The sequence below is a fragment of the Ruegeria sp. CDSA221 genome, assembly GCF_059611825.1.
On sequence record NZ_JBXWPK010000011.1, the window covers coordinates 40,653 to 60,307 of the forward strand.

A 19,655-nucleotide genomic window follows, 5' to 3' on the forward strand; every position below is an offset into this window, starting at 1 on the left:
CGCAGCACATCGTCACCGCCAGAATAACGGGCGTTTTTCTGGTTGCAGTAGTGCGTAGCAGGGGTTGTTTGTTCATTTGAAACCCCAGCATTCTGTATCGAGGAAGATTTTTGGATCCATTGGTGCTAGGATCGTCAGAATAAATTGAGCAGGGGGGCTCAATGAAAAGCAGATATTGTTCGTTGTTTATTGGTATTGTTCTGACGTTCACCGCGTACATGGCCTCATCTCCACCGGTATTCTCAGAAGAAATTGTGCGCGAGATCAAGTCTGGCCAAGGGCCAAAAGGTGTCATTCGCAAAGGATTTAGAGGTGCGAAGCGAGAAAAATGGACGAATGCAAAACCTTATGGGATGCAAATAGTTAGTAGCCCTCCTGGAGGCGTCTATCCAAAGGCCGTTCGCATGGAACTCCGGTATGGGGACTGTGGGCGCGAGAAAAAGTGGGACGACTGCAAACGCAACAACCAGCGTGTCGAGCTGACGCAAGAGAATGCCTATGGTCCTGGCAAAGTTAGCAAATACTCTTGGGGTATGTATTTCCCGAAAGGCTTCTCGACGGCTGGATCTGAGCAGGTGATTGTGACCCAATTTTCAGCGATGGGCGGCAAGTATCACCCGTTCCAGTTCTACGTCAAGAACGGTGGCTTGATGGCGCGCAAGCGAGTTGAAAGCGCCGACTGGAATTATGAAAGCCTCGTCAAAACGATTATTCCCAGTTCTCAGCTTCGCGGCAGGTGGCACCAGATTGAAGTCGATGCCCGATGGTCGGAGAAAAGCGATGGCTATTTTCTCGTCAAGGTGAACGGCAAGCGCGTGTATCAGTGGTCAGGCCAAACGCTGTCGGTTCGTGGCAAAGGCAAGATCAAGCTCGGGCTGTATCGAATCAAGCTGAATTCATCAGCTCCTCCCATCGTTGTCTATTTCGCCGACCTTTTTGAGCAAACCAGGTAATTCTCAGCAGATTATAGGAGTTGAAAATGTTCGTAGTACGGCTTTTTGCTTTATTGTCCTTCCTGGCCTTTCCGTTCGTTGGTACAGCGGATGTGTGGTCCTCCAACGGTATCCCGCCGGGCCTCGCAAGTGGCTTAAAAGGAGTCGGGCTGAATACAGCGGGTGATTGGTCAAAGTGCCGACAAGGCGCGAATACCAATGCCGATATGTCCCGAGCTTTGGCAGATGGATGGCGACACATCATTTACGTGATCTGCATTGATGATGTTCTGCAAATCAACAACGGTTTCCGATATAACCCCAACAAATTGAAATCCCGCATGAGGACAGTTACGTCTCAGGTTCGATCCTTGTCCTCTCGCTTTCCAAACGCTGTGTTTGTCGTTGCGTTCAAATCACGTAACCAAATTGGCGGATGGGATGCTCCAGGTCTGCGAACCAGCCTAATCTACGATGCCTACGAGAAATCGGACGCGGTCAGAGCAACTTATCAACAGATGCTTCGCGATGCAGCGATTGAGGCCAAGTCGATCAGCAGCAGCCAGCTTGCTTTCAGCGTCATGAATGAGCCTGAATACCACAACAGAGGGTCGAGCGCTCTGAAACAGTGGTACGACAGTCATTTGGCGCTGGTAGATGCGGTTCAGCAGACCGACCCAAATCGCGTCGTCATTGTCGAGGGTATCTACAAGAGTGTTATCGGACGGCAGCGTAAGCCTTCGCAACTCATGAAAAAACTACCGCGCAAGAAGGTTATCTATGGGTTCCACTATTACGCACCACACGACTTCACGCATAAAACGGGTCCTGGCGGTATGACGTTTGATAAAGCCATTGCGCGCAAGGTCGCAAAGGATGTCAAAGCAGCCGCTGCGTTTTCCAGATCAAAGAGGGTGCCCGTCATGTTGACCGAGTTTGGGGTTTGGGGCCCATATCCAGTCCAAGGCCCCTTAAAGAGCGGAGTTTCGGCTCAAGATCGCGCGCAATGGGCCTCTGCTGTGTACGAGGGTGCGATTCCGAAAGGGATTGGGCTGACTTGGTGGGCTTTGCATGACCACAACACACCTTATCAGAGACTTCGCTACGCAGGTGAAAAGCGTCAACCAAAGCTGGTACGCGACCCTTCACTTTGGCAGGCGCTTAGGCTTGGTGGCTCAAACTAACGAACAATGGATTTGAGTCTCAGCAATGTGAACCCGTCTCAGATAATCTGCGCTCAGTCGCAATTATTGTGAGCCAGTGGAGATTTTGGGTCTCAAATAATCTGAGCCAAAAATGCCCATGATCTCGCGCCCAAGCTCGGATAATCTCAAGCCGCTACAACTAGCACGCGGTCACGCGCCCATAGGCGCGGGATTTGCCCGCAGTGTTGAATGTCAGATGACATTGACCTTCACATCACCAACTGTCCCGGCAACTCATTTTCATATTGTCCCTTTGACCTTGGCCCGAGAAGCTGCCCTAATCAGCTTAGAATTGCAGAACCAAAAAGCATTAGAACACAGACAATCATAAGGCATCAGACCATTGGCCCGCAGACCGAGAAAGCCTTTGAAAAAATGGGAAGTTTCCATAGTTAAGGCAATGCTGCTTAAAGACTATGTACCACAAGATATTCACGCTTACTTTTCGCGGCCAACGCGATCAATCAACCAAGCGCGTATTTCTGACATCGAAAATGGGAAAAAGCACGTCACGGTTAAGGCAGCAACTGATGCGGAACTGGACGCATTTTTGGAGGCATGGCCGGATATTGACCCCGCAACGGGGCTTCACCTACGCGGTGACGAGCTGCTTATCAAAGCGCGTGAAGCCATGATTGCCGCTGTCCATACCTTCAACAGCGCGGGTCTTTTTTTCCGAGCCGAGTTGTTCATTGTCACCAGCATCATCGCGTGGACCTACCTTATGCACGCCTATTACAAACGCGAAGGGGTAGACTATCGATATAAGCGGAACGGCGAAGTGCAAAAAACCAAGCACGGGGCCGACAAATACTGGGAGCTTGGACAGTGCATCTCCCACGGCGGATGCCCTCTCGAACGCGGCGTCGTTGACAACCTCAAGTTCCTGTCGGAGATCCGGCACGAGATCGAGCATCAATCAACGAATCGCATAGACGATGCGCTTAGCGCTAAACTCCAAGCCTGTTGCATTAACTTTAATGACGCGATCAAGAGCCTATTCGGAAAGGAATTTGGATTAGAAAAGCGCCTGCCTATTGCACTTCAGTTCGTCACTTTTGACGGCGGGCAGAGATCCAGTTTGATCCGAAAAGACCTGCCCCAGAACGTCGTAACTGCAATGGACGAATTTCACGGCGGGTTAAGTGAAGCAGAACAAGCGGATCCGAAGTTTCGCTATCGGGTTGCATTCGTGCCAAAGGTCGCGGGCAAAGCATCGAAATCAGACATTGCCTATGAATTCGTCAAGGCAGGGTCACCAGAGGCAACGAACGTAGAGCGCGTTTTGCTGAAAGAAACAGAGCGGCCCAAATACTTGCCATCCGCCATTGTCGAGAAGGCCAAAGAAGCTGGTCACGCAAATTTTGGCCTTTACGACCATACGCAGCTGGTCAATCAACTCGACGCGCGGAGCCCTGGCAAGGGATACGGTGTCACAGTTTCTGGCAAATGGTATTGGTACGACAACTGGTTGGAAAAGGTATTTGAAAAGCTGGATGAAGGTTGGACTAGATCGTAGATGCTTTCAGGTCAGGTTCGCAAAAACAGCGCAGCGTGTGTAGCGCTACCTACTGTACAAAGCTGTAGCGGTGTGCAAGCCGCCACAGCTCGATCCGAGGTTGGGGGAAAGGATCAAGGCCGCCTTGAGGGGGTCAAAGGAGCCTAAGCGCCGTGGCGGCTTCGTAGAGTGGTCAATATTGTTGACTCGCGTATGAGTAGATACGCGGGTGTCACTGATCAACCATAAATGCAAAGTGAAACTTAGTTGTGATTACGCTGGGTCAACCAGCGTGAAACAGCAGAGTGTTGCGACACCCCAAAAGCGCCCAAAATGCGGTTTTGGGTCCGGCCCGAAGCCGGAGCAAAGGAAAGGGCGGCTTGCGCCGCCCTGCCCTTCCCTCAGTTTTGATCGTCTTCGTCATTCCGTTTCGGGAAGGCCACCATTTCAACGCTGGGGAACATATCGTGTTTGACAGTGATCGACTTGATTTCGCCGCTCTCGTCATCGGTGATTACAAAGAGAACCCCGCATTTGTTCCAGAAGTTCTTGCCATCTTTTTCACCGGCTTTGACGTTCAGTTTCAGAGTTTGAGTTGCCATTGTTTGATCCTCGCTTTTGAGTGTTTCGATGAACATGGAAGAAGCGGGCATAAAGGGGTTGTCAGCAGGTAATTTGTCCCGCGAGGAATGCGCTGAAGGCGCAGGGGAAATTACCTGTTGAAGCGGAGCGCCCGGAACGGGGGCTGCGCGGCTACCACGACTGCCCCGCTTATGTTCATCTTGAAAGAAACACGTGAGCGAGGATCTTCACTGGCAACGGGTTTGAGGCTGTCAGACCGAGTTAAAGGCAAGAACTTCTGGGGCGGATGCGCGCGATACACATGACCATTGTGCAACGCGGCGCAAGCAAGTCGATCTGACACAAGCGCAGTGCGCAGATCCGCGAGCTGGTGGCCTTCCCGAAACGGAATGACCTGCGGAACAAAGATTAAAGGCGCATTGGTGGCGCAAGCCGCCCTTTCCTGTCGGCGGAGGCGAAGGGCCGGATTTTCAATGTATCCGTCAATCTCCGAGCATGACTGTTTGCCACGTTTGTATGACGCGGCCAGGGCGACGAACGGGAACGCGGCCAATGTCTTCAGCTCGTGGGTTCCAAACCTCGACCTGCACGTATTCCCGGCCATCCTTATGACATGCAAACGGGGGGATATGGAGCGGCCAGTCGTGGCCGACGATCTCAACGAGATCAGAGGCGAGATAGGTCACTCGGCGGCGGCAAAGGTTGCACCGTAGGGTCAAGACCTGGTGCGACAGAGCCGCGTCCTTCATGGTGCGAAACGGCTTGCCGGGATGCGCGCGTATTGGTGGATTCGAAGCAGGCATAATGAGAACAGATAAAGAACACGCGCAACCTTGTCCAAAGCGAACTGCGCGCATAGCCTGTCTGAATGTGCAACCTGTATTCGAACACGACCACGCAAGAAGCCATGCGGCAATTGTTCGACGTGCCTGCCGCGCGTGATGAGCTGGGCAACGCATCGGCGCAACCGGCAATCTTTCCAGATGGGCAATCGGTGATCGTGACTGCTGATGACACTGGTGACAGATCATTGCGTATCGCCCGGTGGGGCTGGAAGAAGGTCAGGTTCAAAAACAAAAAATACGAGACGTGGCTGACAAATGTTCGGAATCTCGACGGTTGGCCTTGGGAGCATGTCATAAACGACCGATCCCAACGATGCCTTGTCCCTGCATCCTCGTTTTCGGAATACCACCCGACCGAGAAGATTCCCGGAGCGACAGGCAAACCGATTAAGGCGGCGAGCTGGTTTCGTCTTGCTGGCGAGACGGAACGACCGCCATTTGCTTTTGCCGGAGTTATGCGCCGATGGGATTGGGAAAAAGACGGTCTACGGAAAAAGGCCGATGCCGAACTGCAGGCTTCAGGAGGGCAAGTCACAGCGATGGCGTTCCTAACCACAGAACCCAACAGCATAGTTGCACCGATCCATCCAAAGGCCATGCCGGTGCTGCTGCGAACTGAAGAAGAGTTTGAGATATGGCTGAACGGATCTGCTGACGAGGCCAAGGCGTTGCAACGACCTCTGCCAGATGACGCGCTTGAGTTGGCGTTCACGGGCCAAAAGGCTGACAACGGACAATCGGCATAGGTGGCTTTGGTCGCTGTAGCGGCCATCAAAGCGAAGCGGCCAGTCGCGCGGGCGCATGGGGCGCAAGCCCCAGGCGCCAAGGGACACCAAAGGAACCTCAAAGCCTGGACACCGGCAAAAGAAAAGACCCGCCGAAGCGGGTCAGTAACTCTCGCCACGAGAGGAAAAAGGATGTTAGTCGGAGCTTGGGCGCGACCATTCCGGCCACTTGTGTTTGACTAGCGCCAGCGCCACCCGCGCGGCATCAGACTCCGAGAAATATACGCGTTGAGTAAGTTCTTCAGTCAAACCGCGCGAAAACACGACTTCCAACTCCGGGTCTTCTAACGTCGCTTCCGCTGAATTGTTGACGCTCCAATCCATTACTTGCGACGGCTTGAATTTCACGTTGACCCCATCGGTCGTTTTGGCTTCGATCATTCGTCGTCCTCTTACGGTGTTTGTGTGTTCAGTGGGTTAGCGGTCGCGTGCGCGATCGACAACACCGTCATAGGTGATTGCAGTAATTCGGTCCTCAGTGCGGCGGGTCATCTCGATCCCGTCGCCTGTCATTGTCGTCTCAGCGTGTTCGGTCCATTTGAAAATGCTGCCATCTGCTTCGACATGGGTTTCATCTTCGGCGGCACGGCGTTTGACAGAACCATCATGGTGAACCTCAATGATTGTGCCGTCTGCCATTCGGACAGTTACAGAATGGTCATCAACAGCAACCCCCTGCCACCAGATTTCAGCATCGCGGCGCACAACGATCCGATTAGGGTGCAGCTTGATTTGCACATCCTGGGTGTCCTCTGGGTCAGCGGCTTTGACCACAACCAGCGCCTCTTGCTCGGCGGGGGCACCATGAATTGACGCGCTGCCGTTCTTCGGCGGCCAAAACTTCGGTTCATCGCGTTGGCGTTTGTTCTGGTCCTTGTGGAAAGCAATATACATCTGCGCGGACTTCCAGACGCGGCGGGCGGCTTTTTCAACCTTTGTTACTGCGGTTGTATTTGTCATGTCTAACAGTCCTTGTATTTCCGGTCTGTAACTCAGCTTATTGGCGATTCTCGCACCGTCTGGAACAGGGCGCAATGCGCCCTGCCCCGATTGTTTTAGAAGCACTCAGGAACCCAAGCGTCGATTCTGGCTTTCTGTTCGGCGGTGACGCGCAAAGCCTTCTGGTGTTCTGGATCGTTGAACAGTTTGTGCATCGCTTCGTTCTTCTCGCCCTTTTTGGACTTGCTGAACGCGCGGTAGTCGTCGGTATCCATGTGCAAATCCAGAAGGTCTTTGTACAGTTCATCCAACTGCACACCCTTGAGCCGCTTGAAGCAGTTTTCAGCAGATGGCGTCCAGATTGACCGGATGTCTGCGCCAACATCAGCCGCGATTTCAGCCATGAAGTCGGGACGCTGGGTCGTGAACCGGCGCGCGAGAAATGCTGTGATTTCACCATTGCGGGTTTTTTTGCCCAGATCACGGAATGCTTTAAAGGCTTCGACGCTGCCTTGACCTGCCATTTCCCGAAACTGGTTATAGGTTTCCTCGGCGGCGTCATCGCGCTCACCGCCAAGGCGCGGATCAAGATTGAACTGGTCGTCAATCTCGGGCGTGTTCCGCTCTGCCCAGCCATGGCCGAGGCCGAAAATGTTGGTGTGGTCGGATGCCGGTGTCGCATAGAAGGCAAACAAGCTCAGAACATACTCAGGCTTGTCGAGCATGGCCGTTTGAATGGCTCCAAGACGGATCGCAACCATGTCGTCAATGAACTTCTGCGAGAACGCAGGTTTGGCTTCTTGTTTGGCTTTCGGTGCTTTGACAGGGGCTAGCACACCGGCCTCAACAGCAGCCGCCACATGTTCAGCGGCAACGTATGCGGATGACGTGCTAACCTTGCCGTTGCTGTCAACGTAGACAACAACACCGGCAAACTTGCGCTGTTCGTCGGAATAAAATGGAACGGTGTGGTTTCTCAGCGCCGCCAACTCCGCTTCTCCATCCTCGTCCAAGACTTCGTTCTGTAGCAGCTCGTCCAGCTCGGCAAATCGCTCTGCCTGCTTTTCGGTGTAGACCAAACGAACCTTTTCGAGCCGCTGCAAGTTCTGGCCCTCGGTGTAGCCATACGGAATGTAGCTTTCATCGTGGGTTTCAACCCATTCCCAACCTTCGGCCTCCCGCAGTTTGGCCGCTTCTTCGGCCAGCTTCTCAGCAAAAAGCGTTTCGAGAATTTCACCTTCGTTAAACAGGGTTTCATTCTCGAACAGGTCTGTGGTGATCGTACCGCCAGCCGCTACATAAGCGTCCTGACCGACGAAAACAGCCTTTCGGTTTTCGCTGCAGATCGCTTCCGAAGTCAGTGCAGCTTTTACATCATGCTCACTGTACCAACGGCTTTCCTTGGCGCGTTCCAGCACTTCCAGAATCTTTTCTTCTTCGGTGCTTACGGTCATGGCCTTGGCAATGCCTTGGCTGATTTCACCGGCCTTAACAGCATCCAAGACGGGATTGGGCAGGCCAGCCAAAGCAAGGCGGCGGCGTACATGGCCCTCGGTCACGCCGAATGCGTTGCTGATCTTGGCAACAGACAGAGATTTTTCACCCATTTTTCCATAGGCGCGAACTTCGTCAATCGGGTCTAGTTCCTCTCGCGCCGTGTTCTCAGCGTTCGCCCATTGCTCGGCAACAAATGGGTTATCGGTGATCTTGACTGGCACACTTGCCAGATCGGGGCGTTCAGCCACGGCGATGTTGAGGGCGCGAAAACGGCGACCACCTGCAACGATGCCGACTTTACCGTCCTTGTCGCGCAGTCCGCTCAAGTTCTGGATCAGGCCACACGTGACGAGGCTTTCAGCCAGCAGGGCAATACCTTCGTCAGCAACGTCCTGACGCGGGTTGATGTCTGACAAGTACAGGTTGGACAGTGCAACGGTTTCGATGGTTTCCGGTGCGGTGAATGTTTCGAGTTTGCTCATTGGGCAAGTCCTTGTCTCAAAGCTAAGTTTTTGTTATTGGTGCCCTACCCCTTGCGGGGTAGAGCGAGGCCGCTTAGGCGGCAGCTTGAGTTTTCAAGAAGGCGAGGCCGATCTTGGCGGAGAGACCTCCCTTTTTGATCAGCGCATAGGCTTCACGCTTACGCTGTTCGATCAATTCAATGCTCATGGTGTTCACCTCCTTTCGTGCGCAGGTCGCGCGGTGGTCGATTCAGATCAGGACTATTCGTCCACGCTGAAAACGACCGTTTTATCCTCGACCGTGTAAGGTACGGCCTTGGACAAAAGCTGTTCGATGGCGGTGTTGGGGACTGTCGGGAAACTCTGGCACATGCTGTTCAGCAGTGTCGGACGATCATCTGCGAAGTGATAACCATTGATGGCCCAAGCAACTAGGCCGGGTGTGTGTACCAATTCGGACGATCCAAGACGATATTCAGTCATAACAACTCTTTCTTTCGTGGCGATGCGGTTGCCGGTGTTTCCCAGCTTTCCGCCAATGGGCGCGACCTCTCTGTTCTGTTGGCTGATAGATCGCGTATCTATCGGCTGGCAGAACAGGGTGGGCAAAGCCCAGCCTGTGACCTGGGGCGGGACTGTCATGGGGTCGGAGCGGCAAAAAATTGGGAGGGAACCGCGCGCTTGCGCGTGGGAGGAACCGGGTTTTTTGACGTGGAGACGACGCGCGCGGCGCGGCGCTTGCCTCTTGACCGGCCCGACGCAGGATGCGGGCGGACAGGAATGATGGGACCGGCCTGCCGGTCACAGCAGCCCCACTTTTGGACAATGCCAGGGCCGGGGTGAGCGCGCGTTAGCGCGTCGATCCCCTGCCCTGTCCAATAATCAATGCGAGCCGCGCGCCCCGCGCGGATCTCCCAGACCTATTGCAAAAGCGGGCGTTACCCTGTGGGCCGAAACAAGCATGTCCTGGCGACCATTTGGCCGCGGTTAAGCTGGCTCGGGACGAGACAGATTCACCGCACCAGGCCGAAGGGAGAAAGGATGTGATTGGTTCGGGTCGGAGGCCGGTGTGCCGGCGTCCGACTAGCACGCGGTCACGCGCCCAAAGGCGCGGGATTTGCCCGGAACATCATTGCAGACATTCAACAGCGTCAACGGCTCTTATTTCCAAATGGACTCTTCTAACCACTTATCGAAGAACCCGGCACTATCCAGCGTTACATAAGGGTTTTTGGGCAAAGTGGCGACATGTTCAATCAATCGCTCGCCCCACTTGCTGGAAGGGTTAATGCGCTTCAACAAGAACTGAAGCATCACCGCCGAGGTGTAAAATCTCGTTTGTTTATGTGTCTGGCCGACGAGGTGATCCAAGTCAGGAACATCGCCTGCCCCAACCCATGAAGGCTGAGCCGCCATGTTTCGGTTCCACAGACGCGAATGGTGGGCGCAAAAGTTCCGAACGTCGTTGAGGTTTCGCAACCAAGATTCAAGAACATCACCCGAAGCGAGGCCATACAGGGCAGCGATACTGTCCCGGTCAGCGACCTTCATACCGCTATAAAAGTGAGACAGTGTTCCAAAATCCCAAAGTTCAACAGCGACCCAGATTGGAGGAACATCGCCTGGGTATTTCGCTTTGAAGTGCTTTGCGAAATCTTCCTTGGACTTCCTGAACTTGCTGTCTAGCCGCGCCAACCATTCGTCCAATTTAGACTCGCTGGCTTTGGCAGGATTTTTGAGGACGAAACTAACGGTCTTCGAAGAAACACCTACGGCCTGCGCTATCGCCTGTTTAGTGGGCCTTGGTGTCTGCGCTGCCTGGCTCTGGATTTGCGCGATACGGGCAAGTGAAACTTTCGGACGGCTGAAGTTACCGTGCAGAAGGGTGGGGTTGCGGTGAGCCCAGGGATCATGAACCCCGAGCAGTATTGCAATGTCGGTGCGGATACCTATTTCGACCCGCTCAAGTGCATCTAGCACAATGAGACGCAGCTTTTTGTCGAAGACGTAAAAATCCAAAGCGTCGGAGAAAGTCGTACCATCGCGGAAATCATCGAGGATACCGGTCTTCGTCCGATTGTCAGCAGGATCAAGGTATTGAACGGACTTTCGGTTAGGATACCAATACGCGCTCAACCGATAGTACCCAATGCGCGCAAGACGCGCTTTAGCTTTATCTTCGTTCGTTATTGCCATCCCACGACTGCGAAGGAGAGCAATTTGCTGATCGGTTGTGAGGAACGGTTTGTGGTAAGGTGCCAATGATTTAGGCTCTGAAAATGAGAACTGACCCGTACACTTACGTGCAGAGGGGCCAGTCATGTCACTAATCTATGTAAGGTATGGCTCTTAAGATTTCCACAACAAATGTTAGCAGCGGCGAATAAAAGGCAGTCAATGGCGACGAGAGGTAACAAAATTGCTGTTGTCTGGCAAAGCCATGCCGGGGGTTAAGGCTCCCGGCGTTTGGCCGTAAAAGTGATCTTGATGACCAGCAAGTTGACCTCGATGCTGAGGCTCAAGTCGATTTTCTGAAGCTGTTTTCTCACGGCTCTTAGGCGGCGAGCTGCTAGTTTGCGAAGCTGTTTTGATTTTTTGCGAATGTATTTCATGTCTGTCTCCTGTTGAAAATTCGCGGCTCCCGAACACGCCGGGAAAGCAGACCAGTCAACACGCGCGGCACGCGCCCCGTAGGGCTTGGTGTTTACGGGTCTGCGCGGCGTGTATCTTGGCGGTTCCGTTGCAAACTTTCTGCCATTGACGCTTTCGGAATTAACGAGTGAATGACTCGTCGGTCGTATCAAATCGAAAGCCAGTTCATGATTTCCTTCAAAGGTGCGCAGTATCCGAAAGATGTGATCCTATTCGCAGTATTCTTCTACGTTCGATACGGCGTTTCCTACCGCGATCTGGAAGAAATCATGGCAGAGCGCGGGGTTTCCGTCGACCACACCACGCTGAACCGCTGGGTAACACGATACTCTTGCGCAATCGCTGAAACAGCACGCCGCCGCAAAGGCAAATGCGACCGCTCCTGGCGAATGGACGAAACGTATATTAAAGTAAAGGGATCATGGGTTTACCTCTACCGAGCGGTCGACAAACACGGCAAAACTCTCGATTTCATGCTTTCACACCGTCGGAACAAGCCTGCCGCCACCAAATTCTTCGCCCGGATGTTGGAGGTCAATGGTCTACCGCGAAAGATTGTCATCGACAAAAGCGGAGCCAACACAGCTGGTATCAAGGCGATCAACAAAATGCTGAAAAGCTTTGGCTGCCCGATCCCGATTGAGATGGTGAGGCGGAAATACCTAAATAACATCGTGGAACAGGACCATCGTTTCATCAAAAGACGCACCCGGCCAATGCTAGGGTTCAAGGCGTTCGCTTCAGCGGCGGCAACCCTCGACGGAATCGAAGTGGCACACATGATCCGCAAAGGTCAAATCACGCCCGGAGTCTGTCCGTTTCGTCAATTTGCAGAGCTGGCCGCTTAACCCGACGGTACAATGCTATCGCTGTCGCCAGTCAAAACTTCGCAACAGATCCTGATGACGGCTCTGTCGCAAAGTTTTCGTAAGGCAGCATCGGTTGAGTTGATTTCTGATGGAATGGACATCCCCTGATCTTTCATCTGCAAGGTTTTGAAGATGGGACCCATCAGGTGGTCAGCAAGATGGCGGACTGGGAGCTTGCCGGCATAGGTCTGGTGAAGAATGTGTTTCACACATTGTGGGTGTAGTGCCACAGCAAAAGTGGCTTTTCGCAAACGGTCGAGACACAACACCCTTCTATTGTTCGTTGCTGAACTGTTAGCTTGCAACATTGCGATGGAGGTCAAGCAACTTTTGTAGAAGCCTCTCAAAAGCCACCATTCGCGCATCGGGCAGCACTGGGGCCCCTGGGCTCGTTTCAAGGTATTTGGGCAGTATCGATGCGGAAGGGCAGGTCTTTGCGTGCCGCGGCCAAAGTCAGCTTTCGACGTTTCAGACAGCCACCATATCAACTTCGGCAGTAGAGAAACCAAAAGAAGCGACCATCTTCCGGTGGGCATCGGTCCCGAGGAATCGCGAAAGAGCTGCATCGACTTCATTCAGAAGCTCTGTGTCGTTCAAACCAAAAGCGAATGACCCAAACGCAGGAGGTTTTTCCGAATTTGGCACAAGGATCAGTTCCAGACCCCATTCCGGGTTCTGCTCGATAAAGCCGCCATGCGCTCGACCGACGCTAGCGTAGGCGTCGACAGTGGCTTGGCGAACAGCTTGAGCGGCTTCGGTATAGGTTTCGAAAATCACAATCCGGTCTGCACTGACGCCAAATTCGACCGCCGAACGATGCTGAAACTGGTCGCGGATAACCGCTATCCGGACCTCAGAGTTGTCGGCAATCGATTGATAGCCCACAGGCTTCCACAGCTTCAGCAATTCTCATCTTCGCAAGTGCTCCTCTCACCATTGGGTAGCGGGTTAGAGTAACTCTAAGTCAATAGCGATCTTTGAAAAGCTGACCTTCGTGCATCGTGCAGCAACCGTTGCTAATGGGCTCGAAGCCGACCTCGGGGCCGTTGCGGCAAAGTCCCCTGCCTCGATAGTAGCTGATCACGAGGACGGCCCAGAGCCGACCTTGAGCATGGTGCTCGATTGCTGCAGTCGCAGCCCGCTTTGCTGCCATTCGCTGCACTAGCGAGAAAGGAGGCCTGTCGAACTCACGAACTGCGGGACAGCGGCGACTTGCATTCGAAATCTAATGTCGTCTTCGCTTCCGGTTAGTTGGGTGTGTATTGGCGACGTAATTTTGCCATGCGATCACGGTCTGTTTCGGGTTATCGCCACTCACCGCGTACACGCCAGTGGCAACAATCGGTGTTGCGGAGCGTGTCTCGTTCTCTTCTGTGAGCCCTTCGGATTGTGGGCCCGGGAATTCAGAGAGATACGCCACCCCCGAAACTCTCAAACCCGTTTGTTGTTTCGGTCACATCCGCCTCGAAATGGAGGATTAAGGGCATTACCAAGGGCTCGATGTGCTCATTCCATACCGGTCCTTTGTAGAAACTATCTTTGATTCTGTCTCGCTCCTCGAGCGACGAGAATGCCCGCATCCAGTGGACTTTGTCAGGATTGTCCAGATCCCGCAGAGGACCAAAGACCAGCATCCCGGCGTCGCGCAGTGCAACACGGTTCTCCTGCTCAAAGAACTCGATAAACTCCTCGCGACGTCCGGGTTTTAGTGTGTAGCGACGAACTTCGATAATCATGTGTGTAACCTGTTCGCTCAGAAAGTTCTCTTGGGGGAAGTCTGTTGAGATTGATCCTTACCGTACCACTTAACGTACTCATTTGTGACACTAGGAACTCAAAACTTCCTGGGTTTCCGCACCCACGTCAATCTTGATAACCCATGATATCTCCCTCCGCATTATGGATGTGGTTGATACCAAATCTCTGTAGAAGTCCGCCAAGTTCGAACAAAGTCTGTCCAGACCCACTAGCCATCGATTGACCGAAATAACGGATCTTGCCGCATATGAATTTCATACGTCGAATTTCGGGGCGATGCCGCATGCATTTTCTTGATGAATCCGGTCGAACATCCGACTGCCTCCAGCCGAGGTGACCGAGCCAAAGACGCCTCTTCCTTCGAGTGCCTATTTTAAACGAAATCAGTATATTATCCAGAATCTGTACAACTCCAAAAGCGTCAATCTTGAGTGTGAACTACAGTTCAGCTTGTACTAGGGTTGAATAGTGTTCAGCGCCTTGAACCAAGTTTATTGTGGCTTTTTCACCAAACACACCCTTTAGCGAGTGAGACATTTCAACCGGCGACCAAGTGTCATTAGTCCCGTGCCAAAGGACGACGTCGCACTGCACCGCTGACATAGTTTCGCTCCAATCCGCGACATAGGCGCTGATAAATGCAAGATAGGCCGCTGGCCTCTGTACGAAGCTCTCCGATAGCGCCTTTTTCATAACGCTGACGAAGGTCTCGTCTTCTAAAAGAACTCTTTCCGCAGGGCCGCACTTTGCGAACAATACTTTGACCATAGTTTCTGGAAAAAACCGGGTCAGCAAACTTTGAAGACGCGTCAGAATCCGGAGTATCCTTGGACGCTTCATGGCCAACTCAAAAACCGGTTTTCCCGCCATCTTGGGTAGAAAATCACCTATGAAAAGTGGGGCAGCGGGCGATATCAATGTTAGTCGGCCAACCAGGTTTGGCCTGGACGCCGCAACTTTTATTGCCGCCATGGCGCCGATGGAAAAGCCAACCACATGCACACACTCGCCGTCGTTTTCCCCCAACGCTGTATCTATGGCATCACAAAGATCTGCGTCGATGGCCTTCGGATCAAAGTTCAGCAAATTCAGAGCAATGGCTTCAATACCAGGATTGGCCTTACTTAGTAGCTCCGCATCTGATGGGCTGCCAGGCATACCGTGGCAAAACACTACTTTCTTCATGATCGTATTCCCGAGTGGTTTAAATGTGGCGCCACAGATCAACTGCCAACCGTCAGATCATCTAAAGTTCCACCGTCGCGCAGGAAGTCGCTCCAAACCCAGGCCATGCGGTCTACAAACCACATCTTGCCGCCCGAGATCACAACCATGCCGAGGCAAGTGAACCCTAAGTCGAATGCCCACAGACCATAGGCAAACGGCAAAAGACCAGCGCCGCTGACAATGGCGACCGTATTTGCGACGCGCTTATGATGTTCCGCAACTTTGTCGCGATGCCGCAGCCAGACACGCTCGCCGAGAACACCCTGTGCAGACCAACTGTCGAAAGTCTCCGGCCGCGAAAAAGCGCGTGGGTTGATCCATATCCAGACAAGAACTATGCCGACCGCAAGCCACGCCCAATAATCAATCCAGGCTCTGCTCCAGATTGCAAACGCCAGAAGAGGCAGGGGTGTCAACACACGGGTCCAAACGGACCAAGGGTTTGCATGTCGCAGCCAAACCTCGTCCTTCATGCCCATAAGGCGTTCGGAAAATCGAGCTATGTCCATTTTTTCAACTCCAGGATCCACCTCTCCGAAAATGGGAAGGGTCGAATTGATTGAAGTGTATGACGACGCTGGGCCGCTCGTCAGTTGGTAGGCGTCTGGTTTCTTATTTGAACCAGGGCTTCAGCCCAGGCATTGGGTTGGTCGTACATCACCATATGGGCAGCGCCATCGATACGGGTAAAACTCTTCGCTGGAGCCTTCAGGTGTTCGTAATATTCCTGTGCAAGATCGGCTGGTGTGTTCTGGTCTTCTGCTCCGGTTATAAAGTGGACCGGTAGATCTAGGACCGGGTGGGAGGTGAAGAGGTCGTATGCACCAACAATCTCAGGCTGTTCAATTGCTGTGCTCGATAGCTCAAGACCGCGGAGATAGTTCTTAACCTGTGCGTCCGTGTAGTAGGGGCTCTGCCCTTCTAGCACATAAGAGAGATAGCGATCCCATAGCCCTTCAGTGTGAAAGTCTCCAGCTCCATATTCTGCCAAAACTTCGCGCTGAACGGTGAGATCTGCCTCGTCTAATGCATCGAACGGCTCAATCGACTTGAGTTTCCGCTGAGTTTCAACATCGCCACGAACTTTCGCCTGATCCAGGGCCCATTCAAAACCCATGTTCATACTGCGTACCCACGCGACACGCTCTGACGTTGGGATGAACGCGTGATAGGGGGAACTATCCTCTGCGATAGTCATGAACCCTAGCGCGCTGCCCCAGGACTGGCCGGTCAGGAATATTTTTTCTTGCCCAAAGCGGTCGCGTAGGAGGTTGGTGAGTTGAAGCGTATCCACCACCAACTTGGATGGCGTGATGTCTTCTACCGTGAGATCTTCGTTGAATGAACTTCCGGCTCCGCGTTGATCCCAGTGGACAACGACAAAGCTTTCTTCCAGCAAGGGCGTGTGGAACAGATCGACCCAGGGCATCACGGCACCACCGGGACCCCCGTGCAAAAACAGCAGGACCGGTTGGGACAAATCACAAGTGCGAATAAGTATCGTTTGCTCAATCCCGCCAAGAACAATTATTTCCTGTGAAACGAAGCTTCCGAAACACTCTTTGGCTGCAACATCTTCGCCGCTGCGCGTCACGGCAATTTCTTTACGATCCTGGGCAAATGACGACCCAGCAAAATTGGCGGCACAGAATGTCAACAGTAAGAGACGGCGTTGAAGTTTGAATGAGTACATTGTTCGCTGTCCATTGGATTAAAGCATTGTGGTGGCGTCTCGAATTCGGTTGCGACCTGAACTCATTATCTCAGATAGAGATTGGGCTCGCGCTTGCCATATTCTGGGAGACCAATATCGCGACGCATGTGATTAGATAGGAATGCCAGCTCGCCATGTTTGGGTAAACGCGGGAAAACAGGACCGCCCATAAACGCTGGGCGTTTCGAGGCCATAAAAGTAAGATAACCGAGCCAAGCTTTTACTTTAAGTGGTGTTAAGTTTAGCCGTTCGGTCTTTAGAGTTGGCACGTTAGTCACCTGGCGCCTCTCCGGAATTTGAATGTGGTAGAAAAATGGGGAACCGTTTGAAGTCCCCCGCCATTTTCGAAATCTCGAATGGCTACAGCTAGAACTTGTAGGACACCCGAAGCGCGACAGAGTCAGCCGTGATATCATCACCAGACGTGTCGTACGTGTCTCGTAGGTATTCAAGACCAACCAGAACCCTGTCCGTCGCGCGATAGGTCACGCCAATACCAGCGGAATAGCCGTCTTCGCTCTTGGATCCGCCATCAATGTTTGCGTAACCAATCACGCCATAAAGGTATGTCTGGCCAATTACATGCCCACCTTTGAACTTCAGGCGTACAGTATCGACTTTCTCGGCTTTCCCTCCGGACTCGACCTCAGCGCCCGCGTCATAAGTAAGTTCACCACCAATTACGTAACCGTCAAAATCGTGAAGGTAACCGGCATGGAGACCCAGGGCTGCATTTCCATTGTCGTTGTTGCCCTTGGAGACATCGATTGTGGATAGCTGCAAGCCCGCATTGAAACCGGTCCAGCTTTCATTTGCCAAGGACAAAGTTGGCATCATGGCTGCCAGTGTGATCATCGTGATAGTCTTCATTAAAAAGGTCTGTTCTCTTGATTGTACGGAAAGACCATCTGGACGCTGGGCATGCGTGATGCGCCAGCGGGAGTGATTTCCCGTTAGTGGGGGTGTTGGAATTCCCGCTTTCCGTTTTCCGTCCAGCGGTGATCCAAAACTTGGATTAGAGGATGGGTTTGGGTTTGCTGGTCATTTGAAGCAGTTTCCCTGATTGGTCATATCGGGCAGTGACCAGCACCCGGCGCGCATGTGCCACCTCCAGCGGGCCACCAACAACTTCCCAAAGCCCGAAGGTAAAAAGATCCAGTGTTCCATGACCTGCTGCTCGCGCCAGGTTCGGTTTTGTCCTGGGCTCAACATCATAGACGGCCACCCAGTCTCCATTGGCTTGTTGCTGCAATTCATCGGGTGAGCCCAACTGGCGTTCTACATTGAACCGGGTGGCCTCCTGGCTAACGACGCTCAGATCAGGGCCATCTCTGCCTGTCGCCGCCATGTTGGCGGCACATCCGCTCAGAGCGGCACCAAAGATGAGCGCGACGAACACTGAACGTACAAACTGACCGGAGCTGTCAATGCGTTGCATTGCAAACCTTCGAACTCGACCTGCCTCAAAAGAAACTGGGTTCTTCTGCCCTATTGATTTATCGGATTTTTTCATAGCCATTCCATATCCTGATTGAATTTCGAGTTGCTTTGGGGGCTTCCGCTTCAGGCAATTTGTGATCAGAATCCCGAGCAATTCGCGAATACCCGCCAGGCGAGACATTCGACGCAACTCGGATGGTGAAGTAATTCCAAAGACAAGAGCATTCATGACATTCGATCCTGCATCGTGAGAACAACTCAACCGGGTCCGCAAAGCACTACTGCCTGCGGAATTGGGCTGCGTAAACGCATCGTTAAATTCGGGTTGGCAGGTGAATTACATTGCTCTGCCAGGTGAGTCGGGGTACAAACCGACCATGGGTCTGTATTTGCAGACCGCCGGTCGGTTTGCAAGAGGAAAGTGTATGAAATCTACGAAGCGAAAGAACATGCCGCCCGAAGAACGGCGGGCTCAGCTGCTGGGATGCGCACAGATGTTGTTCTTTTCCAAAGGTTTCGAGGATACGACCATACAAGATGTGCTGGATATGGCGAGCGTCTCAAAGGGCGGATTTTATCATCACTTCAAATCAAAGGACGAGCTGTTGTTCGGTGTCTTGGACGGAATGGCTGAGGGTGTATTTTCGCAGATGGCTGTTGTTGCCTCTGATGAGACCTCCTCTGCGCTCGACCTGTTGCACAGCTTTATCCACCTGCGAGCCAACTACTTACGTGAACATGACTACCCTGGTCAGGTCGAATTTTTCCGGGTCATGAATCAGGATAAAAACATGGTTCTGCTTGAACAGTTCAAGCGCAGGGTCAGAACCGGTGCTATGCCCGTCCTGACCGGGATCATTCAGAAAGGCTGTGATGAGGGCACATTTACTGTCGCAGATGTTGATACTGCCGCAGAACTCATATTGTTCCTAAGCACATTTATTGATCTCGCGCTGTTGCGCGCGATTGAGGCACGGGGATCTGACACAGCCGATCATGCCGCGGAGAAGTTGCAGGCGGCAATCGACATGCAGTTTCTCACACTCGACAGAGTTTTGGGCCTACCTGACCGGACAACGAATTTCGGTTGGCCGGAAGCGGTGGAGGTCACCATGGCAACTGTGCCTGCAACTCCTCCATCGGCAAACTAATCTGGCCTAGTCAGCGATTACCTGGTGCAGCATTCGGTAAAAGGGCTCGCCACTGACATTCTCCGCAACACGCGTCAGGGCCGTTTCCCTAAGCCGTCGG

General features: G+C 52.9%; 21 protein-coding genes. 7 read left to right on the forward strand and 14 right to left on the reverse strand.

Annotation, left to right across the window (positions count from 1 at the left end):
- Window positions 1–161: 161 nt before the first annotated feature.
- The 3 genes from AC2FJ5_RS15775 (at window position 162) to AC2FJ5_RS15785 (ending at window position 3,656) form a co-directional block, all read left to right on the forward strand.
- On the forward strand, window positions 162–953 hold the full coding sequence (locus AC2FJ5_RS15775) for a heparin lyase I family protein (RefSeq protein WP_496793947.1): 792 nt from the start codon (window positions 162–164) through the stop codon (window positions 951–953).
- A 26-nt stretch (window positions 954–979) separates the two neighbouring features.
- Complete coding sequence (locus tag AC2FJ5_RS15780; RefSeq protein WP_496794022.1) at window positions 980–2,116, forward strand: glycoside hydrolase family 5 protein; 1,137 nt, start codon at window positions 980–982, stop codon at window positions 2,114–2,116.
- A gap of 421 nt (window positions 2,117–2,537) precedes the next feature.
- Window positions 2,538–3,656, forward strand: a complete 1,119-nt coding sequence (locus tag AC2FJ5_RS15785; RefSeq protein ID WP_496793948.1) for a DUF3644 domain-containing protein — start codon at window positions 2,538–2,540, stop codon at window positions 3,654–3,656.
- A 380-nt stretch (window positions 3,657–4,036) separates the two neighbouring features.
- On the opposite strand, the gene AC2FJ5_RS15790 is transcribed toward AC2FJ5_RS15785, so the two are convergent.
- Window positions 4,037–4,237, reverse strand: a complete 201-nt coding sequence (locus tag AC2FJ5_RS15790) for a hypothetical protein (protein WP_496793950.1) — start codon at window positions 4,235–4,237, stop codon at window positions 4,037–4,039.
- A 453-nt stretch (window positions 4,238–4,690) separates the two neighbouring features.
- Between AC2FJ5_RS15790 and AC2FJ5_RS15795 the strand changes: the two genes are divergently transcribed.
- Together AC2FJ5_RS15795 and AC2FJ5_RS15800 are read left to right on the forward strand one after the other, a co-directional pair.
- Entirely contained in the window at window positions 4,691–4,930 is a 240-nt protein-coding gene (locus AC2FJ5_RS15795; protein ID WP_496793951.1) for a hypothetical protein, read from the forward strand.
- A gap of 155 nt (window positions 4,931–5,085) precedes the next feature.
- Window positions 5,086–5,808, forward strand: a complete 723-nt coding sequence (locus AC2FJ5_RS15800) for an SOS response-associated peptidase (RefSeq protein WP_496793952.1) — start codon at window positions 5,086–5,088, stop codon at window positions 5,806–5,808.
- Between the two features lie 174 nt (window positions 5,809–5,982).
- Here the strand turns inward: AC2FJ5_RS15800 and AC2FJ5_RS15805 are convergent, their stop codons facing one another.
- The 6 genes from AC2FJ5_RS15805 to AC2FJ5_RS15830 all read right to left on the reverse strand — a co-directional run bounded on the left by AC2FJ5_RS15805 (window position 5,983) and on the right by AC2FJ5_RS15830 (window position 11,356).
- A complete protein-coding gene (locus AC2FJ5_RS15805) occupies window positions 5,983–6,228 on the reverse strand; it encodes a hypothetical protein (RefSeq protein WP_170424889.1) in 246 nt (81 codons plus the stop codon).
- Between the two features lie 36 nt (window positions 6,229–6,264).
- Window positions 6,265–6,807: a hypothetical protein gene (locus AC2FJ5_RS15810; RefSeq protein WP_271952761.1), complete on the reverse strand. Its 543-nt coding sequence runs from the start codon at window positions 6,805–6,807 to the stop codon at window positions 6,265–6,267.
- A gap of 95 nt (window positions 6,808–6,902) precedes the next feature.
- The gene (locus tag AC2FJ5_RS15815) at window positions 6,903–8,765 is read right to left on the reverse strand and encodes a ParB/RepB/Spo0J family partition protein (protein ID WP_496793955.1); all 1,863 of its coding nucleotides are present in this window, start codon (window positions 8,763–8,765) and stop codon (window positions 6,903–6,905) included.
- Between the two features lie 240 nt (window positions 8,766–9,005).
- On the reverse strand, window positions 9,006–9,386 hold the full coding sequence (locus AC2FJ5_RS15820; protein WP_496793957.1) for a hypothetical protein: 381 nt from the start codon (window positions 9,384–9,386) through the stop codon (window positions 9,006–9,008).
- A gap of 519 nt (window positions 9,387–9,905) precedes the next feature.
- Entirely contained in the window at window positions 9,906–10,940 is a 1,035-nt protein-coding gene (locus AC2FJ5_RS15825; protein ID WP_496793958.1) for an Abi family protein, read from the reverse strand.
- A 254-nt stretch (window positions 10,941–11,194) separates the two neighbouring features.
- On the reverse strand, window positions 11,195–11,356 hold the full coding sequence (locus tag AC2FJ5_RS15830) for a hypothetical protein (RefSeq protein WP_170638282.1): 162 nt from the start codon (window positions 11,354–11,356) through the stop codon (window positions 11,195–11,197).
- A gap of 207 nt (window positions 11,357–11,563) precedes the next feature.
- On the opposite strand from AC2FJ5_RS15830, the gene AC2FJ5_RS15835 reads away from it, so the two are divergent.
- Entirely contained in the window at window positions 11,564–12,244 is a 681-nt protein-coding gene (locus AC2FJ5_RS15835) for an IS6 family transposase (protein ID WP_496794024.1), read from the forward strand.
- Window positions 12,245–12,733: 489 nt separating this feature from the next.
- Here AC2FJ5_RS15835 and AC2FJ5_RS15840 read toward each other — a convergent pair whose 3' ends face one another.
- From AC2FJ5_RS15840 to AC2FJ5_RS15870, 7 genes are all read right to left on the reverse strand, one after another.
- Window positions 12,734–13,150 (reverse strand): type 2 periplasmic-binding domain-containing protein, encoded by a 417-nt coding sequence (locus AC2FJ5_RS15840; RefSeq protein WP_496793960.1) that lies wholly within the window; start codon window positions 13,148–13,150, stop codon window positions 12,734–12,736.
- 518 nt (window positions 13,151–13,668) lie between these two features.
- Window positions 13,669–14,001 carry an NIPSNAP family protein gene (locus AC2FJ5_RS15845; protein ID WP_496770499.1) on the reverse strand — a complete coding sequence of 111 codons (333 nt, stop codon included), beginning with the start codon at window positions 13,999–14,001 and terminating at the stop codon, window positions 13,669–13,671.
- Window positions 14,002–14,461: 460 nt separating this feature from the next.
- Window positions 14,462–15,208 (reverse strand): alpha/beta fold hydrolase, encoded by a 747-nt coding sequence (locus tag AC2FJ5_RS15850; protein ID WP_496699581.1) that lies wholly within the window; start codon window positions 15,206–15,208, stop codon window positions 14,462–14,464.
- Between the two features lie 38 nt (window positions 15,209–15,246).
- The gene (locus AC2FJ5_RS15855) at window positions 15,247–15,759 is read right to left on the reverse strand and encodes a DUF6653 family protein (protein ID WP_496713864.1); all 513 of its coding nucleotides are present in this window, start codon (window positions 15,757–15,759) and stop codon (window positions 15,247–15,249) included.
- Between the two features lie 80 nt (window positions 15,760–15,839).
- Window positions 15,840–16,943 carry an alpha/beta fold hydrolase gene (locus tag AC2FJ5_RS15860; RefSeq protein ID WP_496793961.1) on the reverse strand — a complete coding sequence of 368 codons (1,104 nt, stop codon included), beginning with the start codon at window positions 16,941–16,943 and terminating at the stop codon, window positions 15,840–15,842.
- A 387-nt stretch (window positions 16,944–17,330) separates the two neighbouring features.
- Window positions 17,331–17,834, reverse strand: a complete 504-nt coding sequence (locus tag AC2FJ5_RS15865; RefSeq protein ID WP_496793962.1) for an outer membrane protein — start codon at window positions 17,832–17,834, stop codon at window positions 17,331–17,333.
- A 145-nt stretch (window positions 17,835–17,979) separates the two neighbouring features.
- Window positions 17,980–18,633, reverse strand: coding sequence for a hypothetical protein (locus AC2FJ5_RS15870; protein WP_496793964.1), 654 nt, complete (start codon window positions 18,631–18,633; stop codon window positions 17,980–17,982).
- A 196-nt stretch (window positions 18,634–18,829) separates the two neighbouring features.
- On the opposite strand from AC2FJ5_RS15870, the gene AC2FJ5_RS15875 reads away from it, so the two are divergent.
- A complete protein-coding gene (locus AC2FJ5_RS15875; protein ID WP_496793965.1) occupies window positions 18,830–19,555 on the forward strand; it encodes a TetR/AcrR family transcriptional regulator in 726 nt (241 codons plus the stop codon).
- The last annotated feature ends 100 nt before the right edge of the window (window positions 19,556–19,655 follow it).

Excerpts from the sequence above, each read along its gene's own strand:
- AC2FJ5_RS15860 (WP_496793961.1), bottom strand. The coding sequence starts at position 16,943 with ATGTACTCATTCAAACTTCAACGCCGTCTCTTACTGTTGACATTCTGT.
- AC2FJ5_RS15795 (WP_496793951.1), top strand. The coding sequence starts at position 4,691 with ATGTATCCGTCAATCTCCGAGCATGACTGTTTGCCACGTTTGTATGAC.
- AC2FJ5_RS15805 (WP_170424889.1), bottom strand. The coding sequence starts at position 6,228 with ATGATCGAAGCCAAAACGACCGATGGGGTCAACGTGAAATTCAAGCCG.
- AC2FJ5_RS15780 (WP_496794022.1), top strand. The coding sequence starts at position 980 with ATGTTCGTAGTACGGCTTTTTGCTTTATTGTCCTTCCTGGCCTTTCCG.
- AC2FJ5_RS15800 (WP_496793952.1), top strand. The coding sequence starts at position 5,086 with ATGTGCAACCTGTATTCGAACACGACCACGCAAGAAGCCATGCGGCAA.
- AC2FJ5_RS15845 (WP_496770499.1), bottom strand. The coding sequence starts at position 14,001 with ATGATTATCGAAGTTCGTCGCTACACACTAAAACCCGGACGTCGCGAG.
- AC2FJ5_RS15850 (WP_496699581.1), bottom strand. The coding sequence starts at position 15,208 with ATGAAGAAAGTAGTGTTTTGCCACGGTATGCCTGGCAGCCCATCAGAT.
- AC2FJ5_RS15865 (WP_496793962.1), bottom strand. The coding sequence starts at position 17,834 with ATGAAGACTATCACGATGATCACACTGGCAGCCATGATGCCAACTTTG.
- AC2FJ5_RS15855 (WP_496713864.1), bottom strand. The coding sequence starts at position 15,759 with ATGGACATAGCTCGATTTTCCGAACGCCTTATGGGCATGAAGGACGAG.
- AC2FJ5_RS15810 (WP_271952761.1), bottom strand. The coding sequence starts at position 6,807 with ATGACAAATACAACCGCAGTAACAAAGGTTGAAAAAGCCGCCCGCCGC.
- AC2FJ5_RS15775 (WP_496793947.1), top strand. The coding sequence starts at position 162 with ATGAAAAGCAGATATTGTTCGTTGTTTATTGGTATTGTTCTGACGTTC.
- AC2FJ5_RS15870 (WP_496793964.1), bottom strand. The coding sequence starts at position 18,633 with ATGAATGCTCTTGTCTTTGGAATTACTTCACCATCCGAGTTGCGTCGA.
- AC2FJ5_RS15825 (WP_496793958.1), bottom strand. The coding sequence starts at position 10,940 with ATGGCAATAACGAACGAAGATAAAGCTAAAGCGCGTCTTGCGCGCATT.
- AC2FJ5_RS15790 (WP_496793950.1), bottom strand. The coding sequence starts at position 4,237 with ATGGCAACTCAAACTCTGAAACTGAACGTCAAAGCCGGTGAAAAAGAT.
- AC2FJ5_RS15785 (WP_496793948.1), top strand. The coding sequence starts at position 2,538 with ATGCTGCTTAAAGACTATGTACCACAAGATATTCACGCTTACTTTTCG.
- AC2FJ5_RS15830 (WP_170638282.1), bottom strand. The coding sequence starts at position 11,356 with ATGAAATACATTCGCAAAAAATCAAAACAGCTTCGCAAACTAGCAGCT.
- AC2FJ5_RS15815 (WP_496793955.1), bottom strand. The coding sequence starts at position 8,765 with ATGAGCAAACTCGAAACATTCACCGCACCGGAAACCATCGAAACCGTT.
- AC2FJ5_RS15835 (WP_496794024.1), top strand. The coding sequence starts at position 11,564 with ATGATTTCCTTCAAAGGTGCGCAGTATCCGAAAGATGTGATCCTATTC.
- AC2FJ5_RS15875 (WP_496793965.1), top strand. The coding sequence starts at position 18,830 with ATGAAATCTACGAAGCGAAAGAACATGCCGCCCGAAGAACGGCGGGCT.
- AC2FJ5_RS15820 (WP_496793957.1), bottom strand. The coding sequence starts at position 9,386 with ATGACAGTCCCGCCCCAGGTCACAGGCTGGGCTTTGCCCACCCTGTTC.